This window comes from Sphingopyxis sp. CR5 (assembly GCF_059693785.1).
Window position 1 is genome coordinate 200790 of record NZ_JCATIE010000002.1, and the last position, 22603, is coordinate 223392.

17 protein-coding genes are annotated in these 22603 nt (G+C 65.4%); 6 read left to right on the top strand and 11 right to left on the bottom strand.

Annotation, left to right across the window (positions count from 1 at the left end):
• Positions 1-86: 86 nt before the first annotated feature.
• The 4 genes from rpoC to AC58D2_RS03870 all read right to left on the bottom strand — a co-directional run bounded on the left by rpoC (position 87) and on the right by AC58D2_RS03870 (position 10195).
• A complete protein-coding gene (rpoC, locus tag AC58D2_RS03855; RefSeq protein WP_497387510.1) occupies positions 87-4367 on the bottom strand; it encodes a DNA-directed RNA polymerase subunit beta' in 4281 nt (1426 codons plus the stop codon).
• A gap of 130 nt (positions 4368-4497) precedes the next feature.
• Positions 4498-8676: a DNA-directed RNA polymerase subunit beta gene (gene rpoB / locus AC58D2_RS03860; protein ID WP_497387512.1), complete on the bottom strand. Its 4179-nt coding sequence runs from the start codon at positions 8674-8676 to the stop codon at positions 4498-4500.
• 460 nt (positions 8677-9136) lie between these two features.
• Positions 9137-9337, bottom strand: coding sequence for a hypothetical protein (locus AC58D2_RS03865; RefSeq protein WP_497387514.1), 201 nt, complete (start codon positions 9335-9337; stop codon positions 9137-9139).
• Between the two features lie 195 nt (positions 9338-9532).
• Positions 9533-10195 carry a DUF4197 domain-containing protein gene (locus tag AC58D2_RS03870; protein ID WP_497387516.1) on the bottom strand — a complete coding sequence of 221 codons (663 nt, stop codon included), beginning with the start codon at positions 10193-10195 and terminating at the stop codon, positions 9533-9535.
• A gap of 177 nt (positions 10196-10372) precedes the next feature.
• Between AC58D2_RS03870 and AC58D2_RS03875 the strand changes: the two genes are divergently transcribed.
• On the top strand, positions 10373-11212 hold the full coding sequence (locus AC58D2_RS03875; RefSeq protein WP_497387518.1) for a hypothetical protein: 840 nt from the start codon (positions 10373-10375) through the stop codon (positions 11210-11212).
• 62 nt (positions 11213-11274) lie between these two features.
• Here the strand turns inward: AC58D2_RS03875 and AC58D2_RS03880 are convergent, their stop codons facing one another.
• Entirely contained in the window at positions 11275-13062 is a 1788-nt protein-coding gene (locus AC58D2_RS03880) for a sensor domain-containing diguanylate cyclase (RefSeq protein ID WP_497387520.1), read from the bottom strand.
• Positions 13063-13148: 86 nt separating this feature from the next.
• A complete protein-coding gene (locus AC58D2_RS03885) occupies positions 13149-13763 on the bottom strand; it encodes a TetR/AcrR family transcriptional regulator (RefSeq protein ID WP_497387522.1) in 615 nt (204 codons plus the stop codon).
• 81 nt (positions 13764-13844) lie between these two features.
• Between AC58D2_RS03885 and AC58D2_RS03890 the strand changes: the two genes are divergently transcribed.
• Entirely contained in the window at positions 13845-15287 is a 1443-nt protein-coding gene (locus AC58D2_RS03890) for an 8'-apo-carotenoid 13,14-cleaving dioxygenase (RefSeq protein WP_497387524.1), read from the top strand.
• Here AC58D2_RS03890 and AC58D2_RS03895 read toward each other — a convergent pair.
• Together AC58D2_RS03895 and AC58D2_RS03900 are read right to left on the bottom strand one after the other, a co-directional pair.
• The gene (locus AC58D2_RS03895; protein ID WP_497387526.1) at positions 15208-16068 is read right to left on the bottom strand and encodes an NTP transferase domain-containing protein; all 861 of its coding nucleotides are present in this window, start codon (positions 16066-16068) and stop codon (positions 15208-15210) included. The genes AC58D2_RS03890 and AC58D2_RS03895 overlap by 80 nt on opposite strands.
• On the bottom strand, positions 16065-17096 hold the full coding sequence (locus tag AC58D2_RS03900; protein ID WP_497387528.1) for a D-alanine--D-alanine ligase family protein: 1032 nt from the start codon (positions 17094-17096) through the stop codon (positions 16065-16067). The genes AC58D2_RS03895 and AC58D2_RS03900 overlap by 4 nt, the downstream gene beginning before the upstream one ends.
• Before the next feature lie 134 nt (positions 17097-17230).
• Between AC58D2_RS03900 and AC58D2_RS03905 the strand changes: the two genes are divergently transcribed.
• Both AC58D2_RS03905 and AC58D2_RS03910 read left to right on the top strand, forming a co-directional pair.
• Positions 17231-18733, top strand: a complete 1503-nt coding sequence (locus tag AC58D2_RS03905; protein WP_497387530.1) for a hypothetical protein — start codon at positions 17231-17233, stop codon at positions 18731-18733.
• Between the two features lie 124 nt (positions 18734-18857).
• Positions 18858-19913, top strand: a complete 1056-nt coding sequence (locus AC58D2_RS03910) for a hypothetical protein (RefSeq protein ID WP_497387532.1) — start codon at positions 18858-18860, stop codon at positions 19911-19913.
• Between the two features lie 108 nt (positions 19914-20021).
• Here the strand turns inward: AC58D2_RS03910 and rplL are convergent, their stop codons facing one another.
• The 3 genes from rplL to AC58D2_RS03925 all read right to left on the bottom strand — a co-directional run bounded on the left by rplL (position 20022) and on the right by AC58D2_RS03925 (position 21692).
• Positions 20022-20396: a 50S ribosomal protein L7/L12 gene (gene rplL, locus AC58D2_RS03915; protein WP_089215025.1), complete on the bottom strand. Its 375-nt coding sequence runs from the start codon at positions 20394-20396 to the stop codon at positions 20022-20024.
• A 61-nt stretch (positions 20397-20457) separates the two neighbouring features.
• On the bottom strand, positions 20458-20973 hold the full coding sequence (gene rplJ, locus AC58D2_RS03920; protein ID WP_089215026.1) for a 50S ribosomal protein L10: 516 nt from the start codon (positions 20971-20973) through the stop codon (positions 20458-20460).
• A gap of 320 nt (positions 20974-21293) precedes the next feature.
• Positions 21294-21692, bottom strand: coding sequence for a nuclear transport factor 2 family protein (locus AC58D2_RS03925; RefSeq protein ID WP_497387535.1), 399 nt, complete (start codon positions 21690-21692; stop codon positions 21294-21296).
• Between the two features lie 77 nt (positions 21693-21769).
• Between AC58D2_RS03925 and AC58D2_RS03930 the strand changes: the two genes are divergently transcribed.
• Together AC58D2_RS03930 and AC58D2_RS03935 are read left to right on the top strand one after the other, a co-directional pair.
• Positions 21770-22216 (top strand): MarR family winged helix-turn-helix transcriptional regulator, encoded by a 447-nt coding sequence (locus AC58D2_RS03930; protein WP_497387537.1) that lies wholly within the window; start codon positions 21770-21772, stop codon positions 22214-22216.
• Between the two features lie 45 nt (positions 22217-22261).
• Positions 22262-22603, top strand: coding sequence for a DUF4440 domain-containing protein (locus AC58D2_RS03935; protein ID WP_497387539.1), 342 nt, complete (start codon positions 22262-22264; stop codon positions 22601-22603).

Here is a 22603-nt window from a genome sequence, read left to right on the forward strand (position 1 = left end):
ATCCTCCCTCCAACCGCCACGAAAAAGCCCCGCCGGATCGCTCCGACGGCGCTTTTCGTTCGGCCCGATGGGGCGGCGCGAGGGGTTTAGTCCTCTTCGCCCTGGATCAGGTAATCGCCCGCATCGGCATCGGTGCCGTGGGTTCCGCCTTCGACGGCGCCCAGCGGGTCGTCGCCGATCGCGGCTTCGGCACCCTGCTTCAGCTCGGCCTCATGCTCTTCCGCCGCGGTTTCGGGCGCGACCAGATGCGCTTCGTTCGCGGCGCGCATCGCGGCGCGCAGCGCGGCATCCTTGCTCGACGCGGTGACGCGGACGCGGTTCATGGCAGCGCCGGTACCCGCCGGGATCAGGCGGCCGACGATGACATTTTCCTTCAGGCCCATCAGCGAATCGATCTTGCCCTGCACCGAGGCTTCGGTGAGCACACGGGTCGTTTCCTGGAAGGACGCCGCCGAAACGAAGCTGCGGGTCTGCAAGCTCGCCTTGGTGATGCCCAAAAGGACCGGACGGCCTTCCGCGGGCTTGCCGCCCTTCGGCAGCTTGGCGTTATATTCCATCATCTCCAGGTAATCGAGCTGTTCGCCCGGCAACAGCGTGGTGTCGCCGCCGCTGGTGATCTCGACCTTTTGCAGCATCTGGCGAACGATCACCTCGATGTGCTTGTCGTTGATCTTCACGCCCTGGAGTCGATAGACTTCCTGGATTTCTGCGACCAGGAATTCGGCCAGCGCCTCGACGCCCATCACGTCCAGGATGTCGTGCGGGTTCGGCGATCCGCTGATCAGCGCGTCGCCGCGCTTCACATAGTCGCCTTCCTGCACTTCGAGCACCTTCGACTTGGGAATCAGATACTCGACCGGATCGCCCTCTTCGGGAACGATCGCGATCTTGCGCTTCGCCTTGTAATCCTTGACGAATTCGATCCGGCCCGAAAGCTTCGCGATCACAGAGACATCCTTCGGGATGCGCGCCTCGAACAGTTCGGCGACCCGCGGCAGACCGCCGGTGATGTCGCGCGTCTTCGACGCTTCGCGGCTGACGCGCGCCAGAACGTCGCCCGCCTGCACTTCCTGGCCGTCCTCGACCGAGATCATCGTGCCGACCGCGAGCAGGTAGCGCGCGGCTTCGCCCGATGCGTCGTCGAGCAGCGTCAGGCGCGGCTGAAGGTCTTCCTTCTTGCCGCGGCCGGTGGCGCGATATTCGGTGACGACGCGCTGCGCGATGCCGGTCGCTTCGTCGACCTGTTCGGTCAGCGTCTTCGCGTCGACCAAGTCCTGATACTTCACGACACCGTGCTTTTCGGTGATCAGCGGCATGGTGAACGGATCCCATTCGGCGATCCGGTCGCCCTTCTTCACCTTCTCGCCGTCCTTGTGCATGATCTGCGCACCATAGGGCAGCTTGTGGGTCGCGCGCTCACGGCCCTCGGCGTCGATGATCGCCAGTTCGCCCGAGCGCGACAGCGCCAGACGGCGCCCGCGCTGGTCGACGATCGTTTCCATGTCGCGATATTCGATCGTGCCGTCCGAAATCGCTTCCAGGTTCGATTGCTCGTTGACCTGCGCCGCACCGCCGATGTGGAAGGTCCGCATCGTCAGCTGCGTGCCCGGCTCACCGATCGACTGCGCCGCGATGACGCCGACGGCCTCGCCGATGTTCACCGGCGTACCGCGCGCAAGGTCGCGGCCATAGCATTTGCCGCAGACGCCCAGCGTCGCTTCGCAGACCAGCGGCGAACGGATCTTGACCGCCTGCACTTCGGCTTCCTCGATCTTCGCGACCGTGGGTTCGTCGAGCAGGGTGCCGACCGGCGCCAGCACGTTGCCGTCGGCATCGACGACATCCTCGAGCGTCGTGCGCCCCAGGATACGCTCGCCGAGCGAGGCGATCACGCTGCCGCCCTGGACGATCGCGCGCATTTCCATGCCGCGGGTGGTGCCGCAATCCTCTTCGATCACGACGCAGTCCTGCGACACGTCGACGAGGCGGCGGGTCAGATAACCCGAGTTCGCCGTCTTCAGCGCGGTGTCCGCCAGGCCCTTGCGGGCGCCGTGGGTCGAGTTGAAATATTCAAGGACGGTCAGGCCTTCCTTGAAATTCGAGATGATCGGCGTTTCGATGATCTCGCCCGACGGCTTGGCCATCAGGCCGCGCATGCCCGCCAGCTGCTTCATCTGCGCCGGCGAACCACGCGCACCCGAATGCGCCATCATGTAGATCGAGTTGATCGGGGCGGTCCGGCCGTCGTCGAGCTTCGGCGTCGCCTTGATCTTGTCCATCATCGCGTTGGCGACCTTGTCGCCGCACTGCGACCAGGCGTCGATCGCCTTGTTGTACTTCTCCTGCTGCGTGATCAGGCCGTCCTGATACTGCTGCTCGAAATCCTTCACGAGTGCGCGGGTATCGTCGACCAGCTTTTCCTTCGCATCGGGAATGATCATGTCGTCCTTGCCGAACGAGATGCCGGCACGGAAGGCGTGGCGGAAGCCCAGCCCCATGATGGCATCGGCAAAGAGGACGGTCTCCTTCTGGCCGGTGTGGCGATAGACCTGGTCGATCACGTCGCCGATTTCCTTCTTGGTGAGAAGGCGGTTGACGACGTCGAAGGGCACGGTGTGCGACTTCGGCAGGCATTCGCCGATCAGCATGCGGCCCGGGGTGGTCTCGAACCGCTTCAGATACTCATTGCCCTGCTCGTCGGTCTGCGGGACGCGGCTGATCACCTTCGAGTGCAGCGTGACGGCACCGGTATAGAGCGCCTGGTGCACCTCGGCCATGTCGGCGAGCAGCATGCCTTCGCCCGGTTCGCCCTCGCGTTCGAGCGACAGATAATAAAGCCCGAGCACCATGTCCTGCGACGGAACGATGATCGGCTTGCCGTTCGCGGGCGACAGGATGTTGTTGGTCGACATCATCAGGACGCGCGCTTCGAGCTGCGCTTCCAGCGACAGCGGCACGTGCACGGCCATCTGGTCGCCATCGAAGTCGGCGTTGAACGCGGCGCAGACCAGCGGGTGCAGCTGGATCGCCTTGCCCTCGATCAGCACGGGCTCGAACGCCTGGATGCCCAGGCGGTGAAGCGTCGGGGCGCGGTTCAGCAGGACCGGGTGCTCGCGAATGACTTCGTCGAGGATGTCCCAGACTTCCTTGCGTTCCTTTTCGACCCACTTCTTCGCCTGCTTCAGGGTCATCGACAGACCCTTGGCGTCGAGGCGGGCATAGATGAACGGCTTGAACAGCTCGAGCGCCATCTTCTTGGGCAGGCCGCACTGGTGCAGCTTCAGCTCGGGACCGGTCACGATGACCGAGCGGCCCGAATAGTCGACGCGCTTGCCGAGCAGGTTCTGGCGGAAGCGGCCCTGCTTGCCCTTCAGCATGTCCGAAAGGCTCTTCAGCGGACGCTTGTTGGCGCCGGTGATCGTGCGGCCGCGGCGGCCGTTATCGAACAGCGCGTCGACGGCTTCCTGCAGCATGCGCTTCTCGTTGCGGACGATGATGTCCGGCGCACGCAGTTCCATCAGCCTCTTGAGACGATTGTTGCGGTTGATGACGCGGCGATAGAGATCATTGAGATCCGACGTCGCGAAGCGGCCGCCGTCGAGCGGCACCAGCGGGCGCAGCTCGGGCGGGATCACCGGGATCACTTCCAGGATCATCCATTCGGGGCGGTTGCCCGATTCGATGAAGGATTCCACGACCTTCAGGCGCTTGATGATCTTCTTGGGCTTCAGCTCCGACTTGGTCGTCGCCAGCTCTTCCATCAGGTCGGTGCGCTCCTGTTCGAGATCGAGATTCTCGAGCAGCACGCGGATCGCCTCGGCGCCGATGCCGGCGCTGAACGCGTCTTCGCCATATTCATCCTGCGCGTCGAGCAGCTCGTCCTCGGTCAGGAGCTGGAACTTCTCGAGCGGCGTCAGGCCGGGTTCGAGGACGATATAGGCCTCGAAATAGAGGACGCGCTCAAGCTGCTTGAGCTGCATGTCGAGGAGCAGGCCGATGCGCGACGGCAGCGACTTCAGGAACCAGATGTGCGCGACCGGCGCGGCGAGCTCGATATGGCCCATGCGCTCGCGGCGAACCTTGGTCACCGTGACTTCGACACCGCACTTCTCGCAGACGATGCCCTTGTATTTCATGCGCTTATACTTGCCGCACAGGCATTCATAATCCTTGATCGGGCCAAAGATGCGCGCGCAGAACAGGCCGTCGCGCTCGGGCTTGAACGTGCGATAGTTGATCGTCTCGGGCTTCTTGATCTCGCCGAACGACCACGAGCGGATGCGCTCGGGGCTCGCGATGCCGATCTTGATCATGTCGAAAGTCTCGGGCTTCGCGACCGGGTTCATGAAGTTGGTAATCTGGTTCATTCTATTCGTCCCTCGATCCAGTTCCCCTCCCGCTTGCGGGAGGGGTTAGGGGTGGGCAATCGGGTCACTCGGAAGTGGGCTTGTCCCGCGCCCACCCCCGGCCCCTCCCGCAAGCGGGAGGGGAGATTTCTTACTCCGCAGCCTCAGGCAGCGCGTCCGGACCTTCGTCGTCGTCTTCGTCCGAATAGGACGACAGCTCGACGTTGAGGCCCAGCGAGCGCATTTCCTTGACGAGCACGTTGAAGCTTTCGGGAATGCCGGCCTCGAAGGTGTCGTCGCCCTTGACGATCGCTTCGTAAACCTTGGTGCGGCCGATCACGTCGTCGGACTTCACCGTCAGCATTTCCTGAAGCGTGTACGCCGCGCCATAGGCCTGGAGCGCCCAGACCTCCATCTCGCCGAAGCGCTGGCCGCCGAACTGCGCCTTACCGCCCAGCGGCTGCTGGGTGACGAGGCTGTACGGGCCGATCGAGCGCGCGTGGATCTTGTCGTCGACCAGGTGATGGAGCTTCAGGATATACATATATCCCACCGTCACCTTGCGGTCGAACCGGTCGCCGGTGCGGCCGTCGTAAAGGTCCACCTGCCCCGAACGGTCGAGCCCGGCGCGTTCCAGCATCGCCGACACGTCGCCTTCGCGCGCACCGTCGAACACCGGCGTCGCGAACGGCACGCCCAGCTTCAGATGCTCGGCCAGGTCGACGACCTGCTCGCTCGTCCGCGCCTTGATCTCCTCGGCATAATCGTCGCCATAGGCATGGAGCAGCGCCTCGCGCACCGCTTCGGGCGGCGCGCCCGCTTCGGCGTCGGGGTTCGCCGCGCGCCAGTCCTCGAGCGCCGCGGTGATCCGCTGGCCAAAGCCGCGCGACGCCCAGCCGAGGTGCGTCTCCAGGATCTGCCCGACGTTCATGCGGCTCGGCACGCCCAGCGGGTTGAGCACGACGTCGACCGGCGTCCCGTCTTCCAGGAAGGGCATGTCTTCCTGCGGCAGGATGCGGCTGATGATGCCCTTGTTGCCGTGACGGCCGGCCATCTTGTCGCCCGACTGCAGCTTGCGCTTGATCGCCACGAAGACCTTGACCATCTTGAGCACGCCCGGAGCGAGTTCGTCGCCGCGCTGCAGCTTCTCGACACGATCTTCATACTTCGCGTTGATCCGCTTGATCGCGTCGTCATACTGCGCCTTGATCGCTTCCAGCGCGGCCTGCGCCTTGTCGTCGACGACCGCAAGCTTCCACCAGTCGGCCCGGTCGAGGTCGGCGAGCTGATCTTCGCTCAGCTCCTCGCCCTTCTTCATGCCCTTCGGAACCGCGCTGGTGGTCTGGCCGACCAGCAATTCCTTCAGGCTGGAGAAGGTCGCGCGGTTCAGGATCGAGCGTTCGTCGTCGGCGTCCTGCTTCAGACGCTCGATTTCCTCGCGTTCGATCGCGATCGCGCGCTCGTCCTTGTCGATGCCGTGACGGTTGAAGACGCGGACTTCGACGACGGTACCCGACACGCCCGGCGGCAGGCGCAGCGAAGTGTCGCGCACGTCGCTCGCCTTTTCGCCGAAGATCGCGCGCAGCAGCTTTTCTTCCGGCGTCATCGGGCTCTCGCCCTTCGGCGTGATCTTGCCGCACAGGATGTCGCCCGGGCCGACTTCGGCGCCGATATAGACGATGCCCGCTTCGTCGAGGTTGCGCAGCGCTTCCTCGCCGACATTCGGGATGTCGCGGGTGATGTCCTCCGGCCCAAGCCGCGTGTCGCGCGCGGTGACCTCGAACTCCTCGATGTGGATCGAGGTGAAGACGTCGTCCTTCACGATACGTTCGGAGATCAGGATCGAGTCCTCGTAGTTATAGCCGTTCCACGGCATGAACGCGACGAGCACATTCTTGCCGAGCGCCAACTCGCCGAGCTCGGTCGAGGGACCGTCGGCGATGATGTCGCCCGAACGGATCACGTCGCCGACCTTCACCAGCGGACGCTGGTTGACGCAGGTGTTCTGGTTCGACCGCTGGAACTTCTGCAGGCGATAGATGTCGACGCCCGACTTGCCCGGTTCGACGAGGTCGGTCGCGCGGATGACGATACGCGTCGCATCGACCTGGTCGACGATGCCGCCGCGGCGGGCCGCGATGGCCGCACCCGAATCGCGTGCGACCGTGCCTTCCATGCCCGTGCCGACGACCGGCGCCTCGGCGCGCAGCAGCGGCACCGCCTGGCGCTGCATGTTCGATCCCATCAGCGCGCGGTTGGCGTCGTCGTTCTCCAGGAACGGGATCAGCGAGGCCGCGACCGAAACGAGCTGCTTCGGCGACACGTCCATCAGCGTGATCTGCTCGCGCGGCGCCATCAGGAACTCGCCGCCTTCGCGCGCCGAGATCAGTTCCTCGGCGAAGCTGCCGTCGGGGTTCAGATCGGCGTTCGCCTGCGCAACGGTGTGCTTCTGCTCTTCCATCGCCGACAGATAGACGACTTCGCTCGTCACCTTGCCGTCGACGACGCGGCGATACGGCGTCTCGATGAAACCGTATTTGTTGACGCGCGCGAAGGTCGCGAGGCTGTTGATCAGACCGATGTTCGGGCCTTCCGGCGTTTCAATCGGACAGATGCGGCCATAGTGGGTCGGATGGACGTCGCGAACCTCGAAGCCCGCGCGCTCGCGGGTAAGCCCGCCCGGCCCGAGCGCCGAAACGCGGCGCTTGTGCGTCACTTCGGACAGCGGGTTGGTCTGGTCCATGAACTGCGAAAGCTGCGACGAACCAAAGAATTCGCGCACCGCCGCGACCGCGGGTTTCGCGTTGATCAGGTCGTTCGGCATCACGGTCGACACGTCGACCGAGCTCATGCGCTCCTTCACCGCGCGCTCCATGCGAAGCAGGCCGACGCGATACTGGTTCTCCAGCAGCTCGCCGACCGACCGGACGCGGCGGTTGCCGAGATTGTCGATATCGTCGATCTCGCCCTTGCCGTCCTTCAGGTTCACCAGTTCCTTGACCACGGCGAGGATGTCCTCGCTGCGCAGCGTCGTCACCGTGTCCTCGGCGTCGAGGCCAAGTCGCATGTTCAGCTTGACGCGGCCGACCGCCGACAGATCATAGCGTTCGGCGTCGAAGAACAGGCCGTCGAACAGCGCTTCGGCGGTCTCGCGCGTCGGCGGCTCGCCGGGGCGCATGACGCGGTAGATGTCCGAAAGCGCCTGGTCGCGGTCCTCGGCCTTGTCGGCCTTCAGCGTGTTGCGGATCCACGGCCCCGTATTGTTGTGATCGATGTCGAGCAGCACCAGCTTGTCGATGCCCGCGGCGTCCATCTTCTCGAGATTTTCGGCGGTCACTTCGTCGCCGGCCTCGATATAGATTTCGCCGGTCGTCTCGTTGATCAGGTCGTACGCCGAATAGCGGCCGAAGATTTCCTCGGTCGGGATCAGCAGCGTTTCGAGACCGTCCTTCGCCGCCTTGTTGGCCAGGCGGGGGCTGATCTTGTGCCCGGCGGCGAACACGACTTCGCCGGTCTTCGCGTCGACGACGTCGAAAGTCGGCTTCGACCCGCGCCAGTTTTCGGCGACGAACGGAACCTTCCAGCCGTCCTCGGCGCGCTCGAAGACCAGGCGGTCATAGAAGAAGTTGAGGATTTCCTCGCTCGACATGCCCAGCGCATAAAGCAGGCTCGTCACCGGCAGCTTGCGCTTGCGGTCGATGCGGACGTTGACGATGTCCTTGGCGTCGAATTCGAAATCGAGCCACGAACCGCGATAGGGGATCACGCGCGCGGCAAAGAGATATTTGCCCGACGAGTGCGTCTTGCCGCGGTCATGGTCGAACAGCACACCCGGCGAACGGTGCATCTGGCTGACGATGACACGCTCGGTGCCGTTGATGAAGAAGGTGCCGTTCTCGGTCATGAGCGGCATGTCGCCCATGTAAACGTCCTGCTCCTTGATATCGAGGACGCTGCGGGTGTCGGTTTCGCTGTCGACCTCGAACACGATCAGGCGCAGCGTGACCTTCATCGGCGCCGCATAGGTAATGCCGCGCTGACGGCATTCCTCGACGTCGTATTTCGGGTCTTCGAGTTCATAATGGACGAAGTCGAGCTCGGCGGTGCCGGCGAAGTCGCGGATCGGGAAAACGCTGCGCAGCGTCTTTTCGAGGCCGGAGACATAGCCGACCGAGGGGTCGGACCGCAGGAATTGCTCATAGGATTCGCGCTGCACCTCGATGAGGTTGGGCATTTCCACGGCTTCGTGGATGTCACCGAACAGCTTGCGGATACGCTTCTTCGCGGTAGCTTCGAGGGCCTTGCCCACCGACGTCGCCTTGGTCGCCATATGTGATTGTCTCGCCTGCTTGAATTCCGAATCGCGGGGCGCGATAGAGACGCAAAAAGGCCGCAAGCAACCGTTGCCGGTTTACCGCAGCTTCATCACGCATCCCGAAATCCCCGACGCCCCATTCATGGAACCCGCTGCGCAAAGGCGGGTCCGTCCCGGACGGAAGGGTGTGCTGGCCATATAGGATCGCGCCCGCAGAGTGTCAACGGCGGCAGCCCCCGATCCGCTGCCCTTGCGACGGTTCCTCCGCCAATGACGGAAAGGGGGTGGGAAGCGGACTGTCCCCTATCCGTCATCCCGGCGCAGGCCGGGATCTCAAGCTAGCGGATTTCGGCACCGGCGAGATCCCGGCCTTCGCCGGGATGACGATGAGGTAAAGGTCCACCTCCGGTCGTTTCCGGTCCTTCGATCCAGATCGGTAGCGAATGGCGATTTTGGGGTGGGAAGCAGACGAGCATCAACGCCTCAAGGCCCTAAGCGCTACAAGATAGGTGACATAGCCGAAGGCCATAAAGGCCATGACCGCTCCGATCGACTGCCAAGCCGGAAGGCTATAGCGGAAGCGCTCATACAAAAGCCCAGCGATGCCGAGCCATGCAATCAGGCATACAAAAAGCAGCTGCTCTTTCGATTGGAGCGTCTTGGGAGGTAGTTTCATCAGTGCAACTTTATAGCTTTGATGAAGGTCCGCAATCGGTGGTTCACCGCCATTCGTCATCCCGGACTTGATCCGGGATCCATTCATGCAACGCTGCGCTTAATGGACCCCGGATCAAGTCCGGGGTGACGAGAAGAGGAAGGGTCGCTTTCGATCGAAAGCCGCCCTCTCCCCACTCGCGGCAGCGGGCGCCCCTCAGAAAATTCCCTTCAGCAATTTTGCCGGATCGCGGCGCAATGCGGCTTCCTCGCCCGCCATATAGTGGAAGATGCCCTTCAACGCCTGCTGCGTCACCGATTGGGTCAGCCCGTCGCGCGACAGCCCCGCCGCGCCGAACAGCGGATTGCCTTGGCCCAGCCGATCGAGCTGGTCGAACGCGCCTACCTCGCCGAGCGCCGATCCGATCAGCGGATGGACCTTGTCGTACAGCACATCGCCGGCGCTCGATTCCAGGTACCGCGTCGCCCCGTCGGTCTTCGTCACCAGCGCGGGGGCGTCGGACCAGCTCAAATCGTCGATCGCCGCGCGAAAGATCGGCTTGGCCTCGCCGGCCGCCTTGCCGCCCGCATCGTTCAGGCTCTTGGTCAGCCCGGTCGTCAGGCCCAGGCGATCGCCCGCACCCAGCAGCTTCGACGCCAGCTTTCCGCCCGCTCCCGGCAACAGGATGCGGACCGCGGTGTCGGCGTAAAAGGCGCCCGGCTGCGCCAGCTTGTCGAGCGCGCCGTCGGACGCATTGCCGATCAGCGCCTTCACCCCGCTGCGGCGATTTTTGGCAAGGACAGCCGGCACCGCGAGCAGCGCGGCGGCGCCCGCCATCGCGCCCAATATCCTACGGCGTCCGAAATTTTCATCGTCCATTGCATCCCCCCGTCCCGTATCGGCACCGCCGCCATGCTAGACGGCATTTCGACGCCACTCAAACGGTTCGTCGCATGATATGCACGGTTCGTCAGCAATTGATTAGCCATCCAGGGTGTCGGTGCGTTGAGACCCCGAACGCTATACCGGATTCATTCCTCAAGGAGATATTACGCGATGCGAAAGATCGCAGCTTTTCTGACTTCTGTTTCCCTTGGCCTCGCCGCCGTCGCGGCCGCGCCCACGATGGCAGCGGCGCAGGATGCCGCAGGCCCCAATCTGACCGCGGGTACCAAAGTTTACGACAGCGAAGGCACGGAGATCGGCCCGATCTCGAGTGTTAACGGTGCAAACATTGTCGTCGAAATGAACGGCAAGCCGGTGACCCTGCCCGCAAACGCCTTCACCCAGGGCGACAAGGGCCCGGCGATCACCATCACCCTCGCCCAGCTGACCGCGGCGATCGACAAGGCCGCTTCGGACAACGCCGCGGCGCTGACCTCGGCGCTTCAGCCGGGCGCCGACGTGCATAGCGCCGGCGGCACCGCGATCCTCGGCAAGGTGAAGCTCGTCGACGCGAGCGGCGTCGTCGTGACGACCCCGACCGGCGAAGTGAAGGTGCCGAAGAATGCCTTCTTCGTCTCGCAACAGGGTCTCGCTACCAGTTTCACCGCCGAACAGTTCGCCGCCGCAGTCAATCAGGCGAACCAGGCCTCGGCCGCCGACGACGCGGCGGTCGCCGCCGCGCTGAAGCCGGGCGTCGAGGTGCGCAGCATCAACGGCGCCGCGGTGCTCGGTTCGGTCAAGTCGTTCGATGCGACCAACGTCGTGATCGCGACCGCCTCGGGCGACGTCGCGCTGCCGCGTAGCGCCTTCAACATGGGCACCGCCGGCATCGTGGCCGCCTATACTCCCGAACAATTCGCCGCCGCCGTCGCCCAGGCGACCGGCAAGCCGGCCCCGGCGCCCGAAACGGCCGCCGGTGACGCCGCCGCGACGGAACAGCCCGCCAGCTAAACCCTGCGGGCAACCGATTGGAACAGGCGCGGAAACCCCAGGGTTTTCGCGCCTTTTTCGTTTCAGGCCGCGACCTGCAGTCGATTCCGGCCGCCGCGTTTGGCCGCGTAAAGCGCCTGGTCGGCGCGCTGGAGCAGATCTTCGATCGTCGCCTCGCCGGCATAGACCGCCAGCCCGATGCTCACCGTCACGTTCGGCGCGTCTTCGGCGCCCTCGGGGTCGGCCTCGATCGCCTGCCGTACCCGCTCGACCATGGCGGCGGCCGCGTGGGCGCTTGCCCCGGGGAGCACACAGACGAACTCCTCGCCGCCATAGCGCCCGACCATATCCTCTTCGCGCAAAGAGGCCTTCGCCCGCCGCCCGACACGGCGGATCACGCTGTCGCCGACCGAATGACCATAGCGGTCGTTGATCGCCTTGAAATGATCGATGTCGAAAATCGCGACCGCCAGCGGAGCGCCGCCGCCGCGCGATGCCGCGAGCGCCTTCGTCAGAAACGCGAGCGTGTGGCGGCGGTTCGGAAGGCCGGTCAGCTGGTCGGTGTTCGCCGCCGCTTCGGCATCGCGGCGGGCGGCGTCCAGCATGCGGGCGTTCTCGACCGTTTCGGTGACATCCTGGATCGTCCCGAATATGCCGACGACGCGCCCCGTCCGGCTCCGCTCGACCGAGCCGCGCGACACAATATCGCGCACTTCGTCGTCGTCAGCGCGGATGATCTGGCCATGAAATTCGAAATCGGTGCCCTTGCGGACCGCCTCCGCGACAGTCGCGCGCAGCCTTGCGCCATCGCCGGGCATGTAAAGATCGCCGCTGTTTTCCACGCCGACCGGTGTGCCCGGCTCGATCCCGTGGATGCGATACGCCTGATCCGACCACTGGATCGTCCAGTCGAGGACATCGACGCGCCAATGCCCGACCAGCGCGGCCTCTTCGGCCTGCAACAACAGGCGGTTGCTCTGCTCGAGCCGATCCATCAGCCGCTGGCGCGAAACGATCAGCGCGGCAAGCGGCAGCGCGGTGAACAGCAGGATCAGCAGATAGAATTGCAGGAACAGGACGGTCGTCGCATCGCCGCCGGGCAGCGAGGCAAAGCGTCCCTCGCCCTGCCCCGTCAACCAGGAGGTGATCGCGGCAACGATCAGGATGCTCGACGCGGCGCCAAAGGGTCCCAGCCGGAACGAGGCGAAGACCACCGCGACCAGCGGCAGGGCGGTCAGCGGATAGGCGGTCTGCGAAAATGCGAACACCGTCAACATCGCCGCCGCCGTAAGCAGCAGCGCGGCTTCGACGCGCATGCGCAGCGTCGTGTTCGCCATCGCGCGGGAACGCACCAGCCGCGCCAGCATCACCAGCGGCGGCGTGACGATCGCGATACCCAGCGCAACGGTGGTCAGCCACGACCGCAGGAAATCGACGGTGCCGCCGGTCATCAGCGTCGCGATGCCTGCGCTCGTCAGGCTTGCCGCAACGGTGGCGACCGCAAAGCTGGCCACGGCGCGCGGGACCATGAACGAAAGATCGCCCGACTCGCGGCGCTCGATGACCCACAGCGCGACGGCGGCTTCGCAGGCATTGGCGATCGTGAAGGACAGCGCCAACCACAGCGACGCCCCGCCCCACCAGTTCGACGCCAGGCTCGCGGCCGCCGCGGCCGCAAAGGCGAACGGCCGTGCCCGCGCCGGCATCAGCAGCAGCATTGCCAGAAAATAGCCGCTCGGCGGCCAGACCGCGGCGATATTGTCGGCACCTTTCGTCGCTTCGAGCGACAGGGTGGCGAGCAGGAAATAGCCGAGCGCCGTCGCCAGCGACCAGAATATCGCTTCCGTGGCCGGGGGGAGCGGACGCGTCATGGATCGGACATAGCGCAAATCGGGAAAGAAATAGCTAATAGTCGCGCTGCGCTCGCGACCGGTCGCATCCGGCGGGCGCTCCGCCGTTAATCGACCCCGCCAAAGGTCAGGCCGACGACGCGCTCGACCATTGCTTCGTCCCAATCGACGCGCCGGTCGAGGATCAGCATCGCGAGCCCGTGAACCAGCGCCCAGGCGTGCAGCGCCGCCGTATCGATCGTCGCGGGGTCGGCGAAAACGTCCTTCACCCCGGCCCGGAGCAGATTATAGGCAACTTCCCCGCCATCGCCTTCGTCGTCGCCGCTCTTGCGCTCGGGCATCTGGCGCGTGAAGCTCAGCCGGAACAGCGCGGGTTCGTCGTGGGCGAAGCGGACATAGGCGACCCCGGTCGCCCGGAAGCCCGCGCGGCCGCCGCCCGCCTTCAGCCACGCCTGTGCCTGCCGCGCGCCCAGGCGCCGCAACCCTTCGTCGGCGAGCGCGTCGAGCAGCGCCTCCTTGTCCGGAAAATGGCGGTAAAGCGCGGTTGCGCTCACCCCGACCTCGCGCGCCAGCGCCCTCAGGCCCAGCTCGGCGCTGTCGCCTTCGGACAGGCGCTCCAGCCCCGCCGCGATCACCGCGGCGCGCAGGTCGCCGTGGTGATAGCCACGCGCCGCGCTCGTCTTCGCCGCTTTTATGTTGACACTGTTATCTTTGATCGCCATCATGTTTTCACCGTAAACATAAACGAGTCGCCAACACAAGCCACGCGGCACCTTCGCCAACTTCCGCCCAAGGAGAATCCCATGACCGGCAACGTCGAAACCCTCATCCGCGGCGCGGTCGCCAGGGGCATTGGCAAGGTCGCGGATTTCAATCGCAAGCGCCTGCCCCGCCCCACCGACGCCCATCCCTTCCTTACCGGCATCCATAAGCCGATGAGCGAAGAACTGACGCTCGAAACGCTGGAGGTCGAGGGCGAGATTCCCGCGGCGCTTTCCGGCCGATACCTGCGCAACGGACCCAACCCCGCTCTCCCCCCCGACCCCGCCGCCTATCACTGGTTCACCGGCGCGGGCATGGTCCACGGCATTCGCATCGAAGGCGGCAAGGCGCGCTGGTATCGCAACCGCTGGGTGCGCGGCACCGAAGCGTGCGCGAAGCTAGGCGAACCGATCCCGCCCGGCCCGCGCGAAGAGGGCTTCGACGCGCCGAACACCAACGTCGTCGGCCTCGCCGGCCGCACTTTCGCGATCGTCGAAGCGGGCGGGAAGCCCGTTGAACTGTCGCAAACGCTGGAAACCATCGCGCACAACCCCTTCGACGGCACGCTCGCCGGCCCCTACACCGCGCATCCGCACCACGACCCGTTCACGAACGAGACGCACGCGATCACCTATAAGGGCGACCAGTTCGGCACCGTCTGGCATATCGTGCTCGATGCCGACGCGCATGTGATCCGCGAGGAACCCGTCGCCGTCGCCGATGGTCCGTCGATCCACGACTGCGCGATCACCGAAAATTACGTGCTCGTCTTCGACCTGCCCGTGACCTTTTCGATGAAGTCGCTGCTCGCCGGCTATCGCTTTCCCTATGCGTGGAACGATGCGCATCCGGCGCGGGTGGGGCTGCTTCCCAGGACCGGCCGCGGCGGCGACATCCGGTGGGTGCCGGTGGAGCCCTGCTACGTCTTCCATCCTGCCAATGCGTTCGAGACGAAGGATGGCAAGGTCGTCGTCGACGTCGTCGCGCACGAAACGATGTTCGCGCGCTCGAAACGCGGTCCGGACAGCGAACGTTCGCGCCTGGAGCGCTGGACGATCGACCCGGCGGCCGGCGAAACGGTCCGGACGGTCCTTCACGATCACAATCAGGAATTCCCGCGCTACGACGAGCGGCTGACGACCCGGCCCTATCGCTATGTTTACAGCGTTTCCCTGCCGAGCGAGGATTGTGTCGAAATGGCGATCGCCGATACGCGCCTCTATCGTCACGACCTTGAAAAGCGCACGACCGAGACGCGCGATTTCGGTGCCGGGCGCCACCCCGGCGAGTTCGTATTCGTGCCGCGCGGCGCGCAGGGGGCCGAAGACGATGGCTGGCTGATCGGCCTTGTCGTCGACATGACCAGCGAGACGACCGATCTGGTCATCCTGAATGCCGATGATTTCAGCGGACCTCCGCAAGCGGTCGTGCATCTGCCGCATCGCGTGCCGCCGGGCTTTCACGGCAACTGGGTGGCGGACTGACAACTCCGGCGCGCCGCATCAGCATCTCGGTCACGCGCAGCGACCGGTCGTTGTCGACGTCGATCGCCGTCGCCCCGTTGCTGACCAGTAGCGGAGCGACGTCCACCTTGAGCTGCCGGGAAATGCGCCGGAATATATGGTGTATCGGCCCAAGCCCGAAGCGGAAGCGCAGCAGGTTGATCAACCCGAAGGCCTGCATGACCCGCATGGGCTTCTTGACGAATTGGCCGCCCCCCCGAAAGGCTTCGGCGGCTTTCAGCGCGGCGCGATCGCCGATCCAATAGGCATTGCAGTTCGACACCGCGACGTCCGAGAATTCGTAGAAGCGCCGCTGTCCCTCGGGATGCACCGCGAGGACATCCTCGCGCCGCGCGAGCGCGACGCCGGCCTCGGCGCCGAGCCGCGCCGCCTCGCTGCCGATCTCGGCGATGGTGCCTGGGGTCAGCAGGCAATTGTCGGCGGTCGTGATCAGCAGCGGGAACGTGGCCCGTTCGGCAACCGCGAGTACCGAATCCGCCAAATTGCCGGCAGCCGGAACGACCACCAGACGATCGCCGAGCGCAGCAGCGACGGGATCGGTCAGATCCTCCGTCAAAGCGGCGTGGTGGGTCGACACGAAGATCCGGTCCGCCCCGCTCGCCGCCGCGCTGTCGAGCACATGCGCTATCATCGGCCGCCCAGCCACCGGGACCAGGCATTTGTCGGCAACGCCATGCGCCGCCGCGAGCGCGTCGACCGCGCCCGGACGCCGTCCGGCAAGGATCAGGATCGAGCCGATCATGCGGCATCCCTTCGCGTGCCGGCCGTGCCGACCTGGCGGATCATGCTTTCGGCGACGATCGTTTCGATGAGGTCGGCCTGGCTGAACCCCGCGGCGACGGCGGCGCGGCCAAAGACTTTTTCGGACCACAGGTTGCAGTTCAGGTTGACCTCGAGCAGGCGGATCTCGCTCGTCGCGAAATCGACGCGAAACTCGAAACGGCCGTAATCGAACGGCCGGAAAATCTCGACCATTCGCCGCGTCAAATCGGCGAGGCGAGCCGCCAGCGCGGGGTCGTCGAACAGACGCAGCCGGTATTTCGCGCTGCGGTCCACCAGGTCGCGCTTTTCCTGATAGGTGCGCAGATGCGTCGGATCGGACTGCTCGAAGATCATCATCGGCAACATGGCGGGGGCACCGCTCAGCGTGATGACCGGCACCTCGACATCGCTGCCGTCGATGAACGGTTCGACCAGCGCGTCATGGTCGAGCGCCTGTACCTCGGCGATCGCTTGTGCGAGTTCGACGCGATCATGCGCGTCGCGAATGCCCCACGATGCCGAGCTGTTGTTGGGCTTGACCACCCAACGCCGCGCGGGCGGACAGCGCGATACGTCGATGGGCGCGCCGCGGCGGAAAAGGGCCCAGGGGGCCGTCGGCACACCGCGCGACGCCGCTTCCAGCTTGGTCAGATGCTTGTCGTCGGACAGTCCGCGCACGATCGGCGATGCGCCGACATATGGCAGCCCCAGCCGGTTGCAAAGCAGCGGGAGCAGCATTTCGGAATTGTAAAAGCCGCCGCGGTTGAGCAGCGGAAAGACGAAATCGGCGTCGGGCGCGTCGAAGAGCGCGGCATAGCTGTCCGCAACCGACAAGCCGATGCCCAACCGTTCCAGGATTTCGCGGACTTCGCGATGATATACGGCGTGGTTGCCATCCTCGGGATGCAGCGCGCCCGTCCAGCGCGCATGTTTGGCGACGAAAAGCAGCCGCTGCGTATCGCGCAGGCGATCGGGCAGCCGGGTCGGGAAAAGATCGGTGGTTCGCATGGCGCCTATCGACCACGATCAGGTTGCAACGCCGTGACCGTTCGATGACGGCGCTGACACGAAAGCGCAAAATCCCTGTCATCTTGGCGCGCTAGCCGATGCCCGGCTTCCCCTCCTGCCGAAAGGCCGCGCCGATGCACCTGACTGCCACCTCGCCCGCGTTAGACCGGATTACGCCGCGCGACCGCGACGCGTCGCGCCTCGCCACGATCCTCGCGAGCGGCGGCGACGCACGCATTCGTCCCGATGCCGAAGGCCGCAACACATATTACGCAAGCGTCCTGCCGTCGAACGCGCTCGCCTATGGCTCATCGACGATCAACAGCATATCCGAGCATGGTTTCAACAGGCTGTTGCGTAATTGGCGCCACCGCCTCGACCATCCGCTCGCGGCCGATGCCTATGCCGACGGTCTTGCGGCGCTGCGCGAGCGCATCGCCAGCCATTTCGACCTGGCCGATACGACAATCGTCTTTGCCGCATCCGGGACGGACCTCGAATATGTCGGCCTGGCCGCGGCGTATGACGGCCGCCCCCTGACCTCGGTACTGCTCGGGCGGGACGAGGTCGGAAGTGGCTGCATTCACAGCGCGGCCGGACGATTCTTTGCGCAAGAGACGGCGAAGGGGGCCAGCGTAACGCCTGGACGCGCGATCGACCCCGCCTTTGCCGGCACCGAACTCGTCGATGTCGCGCTCCGCGACGCGGCCGGGCGGCCCCGCGCTTCGGCCGCGGTTGCCGCAGAACTGGCGCTGCATATCGATCATGCGGCGTCGCGCGGGCGCCGCGCGGTGATCCATGTCGTTCACGGCTCGAAGTCGGGCCTCACCCTGCCCGCGCTCGGCGATGTCGAACGGCTCGCGAGCGCCTATGCGGACAGCGCGACGATCGTGGTCGACGCCTGCCAGTTGCGTATCGCGCCCAAGGCGGTCCGTCGCTACCTCGCGCTCGGCTGTGTCGTTCTGCTGACCGGGTCCAAATTCGCCGGCGGCCCGCCCTTCAGCGGGATCGCGCTCGTCCCGGACTCCTTGCGCGAAAGGGCGACCCCGCTGCCCGGCGGCTTCCGGCGAATTTCGAATCGCGCCGAATGGCCCGCCAATTGGCCCGGGGCCGAGGCCCTTCCCGCTTCGGGCAATTTCGGGCTTCTGCTGCGGATCGAGGCTGCCCTGGTCGAGATCGAAAGGTTCGCGGACCTGCCCGCCGAACGACGCACCGCCGTCGCGGAAGGGTTCGATCGGCACGTCCGCAGGCTTGCCGATCGACTAGAGCTGGCGGAAGTGGCGGGCGGCGCGGACGCATGTCTCGCCAGCGCAACGCTGCGCACTCTCGATCTGTCGACACGCTGGCCCACCTGCGACTTCGACACCGCGCGCGCGATGCACGGCCATATCGCGCATCGGTCCTATCATTGGGTCGGCCATGAAATTCGTCTTGGTCAGCCGGTCAGGACCCATGCCCTGCCGTGCGGCCGCACGGCGGGCACCCTGCGCCTGTCGCTGTCGATGCCGCTCATTTGCGAGCTTGCGGCGCTTTCGGATGCGGCGCTCGATGCGCGCCTCAACCGCGACCTGTCGCTGATCGGCGCCGCGATATCGGCGGCGGCATCGCACGAGATGGACGAACGCCGGGTCGCCTGACGAGCGAATCGAACCAGCGGAGTCCGCCCGGATTCTTCGTTCAACCGTTCACCGGCAACGCTTCATCGCGAAATATCGCCACCTTTCGCAGCGGTTTGGAAGGGCGGTTCGTTTGCCTTTCACTATGACGAAGACACTGCCCCTCTCCCGCCCCGCCACGAGCGCGATTGCCGCGTTCCTGGCCCTGTCCACCCCGGCGGCTTTCGCGCAGACCGCGCCCGCCGACGCGGCGCCGACGACGCCGACAGAGGCGAATCCCGCCATCCAGATGTCCCCGCCGGTGATGGTTCCCCCGGTCGCTCCGACGGTCGACGCCCCCGCCACCACCTCCGCGCCGCAAACCGTCCAGCCTACGGCGCCCGTGATCCGTGTTCCGCTGAACCCTGAGCCCGAAACGCCGCCGGCACAGGCGGCCGAAACGCCCGAAGCGCCGGTGAAAAAGGCTGCGCAGACCGAACGCAGCGCGCCCGAACAGCGCGGCAATCCTGCTCCTTCGGTCGTGAAGTCAACGGTCGCGACGCGCAGCGCAGCCGAAGAGCCGCTGTCGGCGGGCGAACCTGCCGCTGCTCTCGAAACGGCCGATGCCGTTCCGCCGCCCGCTATCGTTTCGCCGCAGGCGGACAGGACGTCGGCGCCGATCGAACGCGCCGACGCAGCGGACAGCGCCTTCCCTTGGGAGTTGGCTGGCGGTGCCGCCGTGCTGCTGATCGCCGGCGGCGCGGCCTTCGCCTTCAGCCGCCGCCGTCGTACCGTCGCCGGCGAAGCCCCCCTCGTCATGGCCGAGGAGCGTCATCTTGCACCGGCCCCTATCGCCCCGGCGGCCGCGATCCGCGAAGAGCGCCCGGTGCCAGCACCGACGCAGCCCCGCTCGACGCCCGCTTTCGCCGCCGCGCCGCACGGCAGCATGGGACGGCACGAAGCGATGGCGATGGCCGGGCCGACCGGCGACAATCCTTTCCTGACTCTCAAGAAGCGGTTGAAGCGGGCGCGCTTCTATGATCGCCGCGAGCGGATGGAATATGATGCCTTGCTCGCGGGCCAGAAGGATATGCGCCGCAAACCCGCGAGCGCGTGGGATATCGCGCAGCGCCCGGCACCGGCGCCGGCCGAACAGGAGGTGCTTCGCCCCGAACCCGCGCGCGGCCATCGCGGCCTGCGCCCCGGCTTCGCCAAGGGTTGAGCGATTCCGACAGCCAAGGAAAAAGGGCGGTGCCTCGCGGCACCGCCCTTTTCTTTTGCATCGCAAAGCCGGCCGGATGAAACCGGTACGGCCCCTCCGCGAACCCGATTACTTGAGTTCGACGGTCGCGCCGGCAGCTTCGAGCTTCTTCTTGATCTCTTCGGCTTCGGCCTTGTTGGCGCCTTCCTTGATCGGCTTCGGCGCGCCTTCGACCAGCGCCTTGGCTTCGCCGAGGCCCAGACCGGTGATCGCGCGGACTTCCTTGATGACGTTGATCTTCTGACCACCGTCGCCCGTCAGGATGACGTCGAACTCGTCCTTTTCTTCAGCGGCCGGAGCAGCGGCGCCAGCAGCGGCCGGAGCAGCAGCAACGGCAGCGGCAGCCGAAACGCCCCACTTTTCTTCGAGCATCTTCGAAAGCTCGGCAGCTTCCAGAACGGTCAGCGCCGACAGGTCTTCAACGATCTTAGCAAGATCAGCCATTTTCATTCTCCATCTCAAGCCGGACAAAGCCGGTGAATTGTTGCAGGTAGGGTAGGTAAGTTTACGCCGCGTCCTTGGCGCCATAGGCACCAAACACCCGCGCCAGCTGGCCCGCCGGAGCCGCCGCAATCTGGGCGACCTTCGTGGCCGGAGCCTGGACGAGACCGACGATCTTCGCGCGCAGCTCGTCGAGCGACGGCAGCGAGGCAAGCGCCTTCACGCCTTCGACGTCGAGCACGACATCGCCCATGCCGCCGCCAACGATTTCAAGCTTGTCGTTGGTCTTGGCAAATTCCACGGCGACCTTCGCCGCTGCCACCGCGTCGGTGGAAGCTGCGATTGCCGTCGGGCCGGTCAGCAGATCGCCGATACCGGTGTAGGCGGTGCCATCGAGCGCGATCTTGGCCAGGCGGTTCTTCGCGACCTTGAAGCTCGCGCCGGCGTCGCGCATCTGCTGGCGAAGCACCGTCGACTGGGCGACGGTAAGGCCAAGGTTGCGAACAATCACAACCGAGGCTGCATTCGACAGCGTAGCGTTCAGCGCGGATACGGCTTCGGCCTTTTCAGCACGATCCATGCCTGTTTCTCCACTCTTGCCCGGATGCGAGCGCGCACGAGGCACGCACGCCGCCGGGCGGCTAACACACGCGCGGACAGACATGGGACGTATCCCGCCTGTGCCACGCGCAACGATGTCCGATGGGGTCGGTCAAGCCGCGAACGCCTGAAACGCCAGGCGGGCGACCGAGAAAGACTGTTCCCCGTCTCGGTTGGAGATTAAGAAGGGCAAATCCCCTTCACCAACTGTCTCGGACGGAATTGCCGGGGCCGAAACCCAGACAACACGCGGGCGCTCATAGCGTCGCGGCGCGCAAAGTCAAGCAGGCGTGCGGCGGATCAGCCGAGCCGCGTCCATTGTTCGTGGACGATCTCGCGCGCGATTCTGCCCTCGCGCATGTGAAACACGTGCAGCAGGCGAAGCGCGACGCGCGAACCAACCGGCATCGGGGCGTTGACCATCCCTTCGCCCACCAGGCGAAAGCGCACGATCATGTCGTCGACAACCCGGTCCTCGGTCGCGAAACGATCGAGCGGTTCGATCGCGATCTCGTCGAGCGAGGAAAACATCGCGCGATAATTGGCTTCGATCGCCGCGCGCCCTTCGAACATCAGTCCGCGCCCCGGAATTTCCAGCACGATGTCATCGGTATAGAGCGGCATCACCGACGCGGGATCGCGCCCCTCATTCTCGATATGTTCGGCCGCGACGGCGAGATTGCGTTCGACGATATTCATGGCCTTGCCTCAATAGTCAGATTAACTGTCTATTGAGGCAATAGACAGATAGACTGTCTTATGTCAAGAGGGTGCCCATGCCGCGCAACAATATCCCCGCCGACCACCGCATCGCCCGCCTTTGCCGTTCGCTGTACGAGGGGCTGCGCGACCATGTTTATGCCGAGGCCGCCGCGCAGGGCTTTCCCGACCTGCGGCCGGCGCATTCGGCGGTGCTGCGCCATATCGATCCCGCAGGATCGCGCGTCGTCCAGCTCGCCGAGCGCGCCGGGATGACCAAGCAGAGCATGGCGTATCTGACCGACAGCCTGACCAAGCTCGGCTATGTCGCGATCGGCCCCGACCCCGACGATCGCCGCGCCAAGCGCGTCGCCCTCACGACGCGCGGACGCGGCGCGGTGGCGCTGCTGGAACGGTTAAGCTGGGACGCGGAGGCGAAAATTTCTGCGCGCCTGAGCCCCGCGCGCCTCGCCGCGTTGCGCGCCGATCTCTGCGAAGCGCTTGAGGCTGTTCGCGAAATATGACGCAACCCTGCTTGCCGCGACGGGTTGGCAAAGCAGGAGGTTGGCATGGACGAGGATGCCGCATGGACAATCGAAAAGTCTCTCTGGCTTGGCGGCACCGATCAATATGAGCGATCGGTCGATCGCGGCTGCGTGATGGTGTTTCCGGGGATCGGCGCGATGGAATATGGCGCGATCGTCGAGGAAGTCGGGCAAGCGCCGCGCTGGGCCGAGGTCGACCTGAGCGAGCACCACCTGTCGCGCCCCGCCGCTGATATCTGCGTCCTCGCATACAAGGCTGCCGCGCACCGCGACGGAGGTCACGCCTATGGATGCTGGTGCTCCTCGACCTATCGCGACACCAAAGAGGGTTGGAAACTCGTCCAGCACCAGCAAACGCCGCTCTGA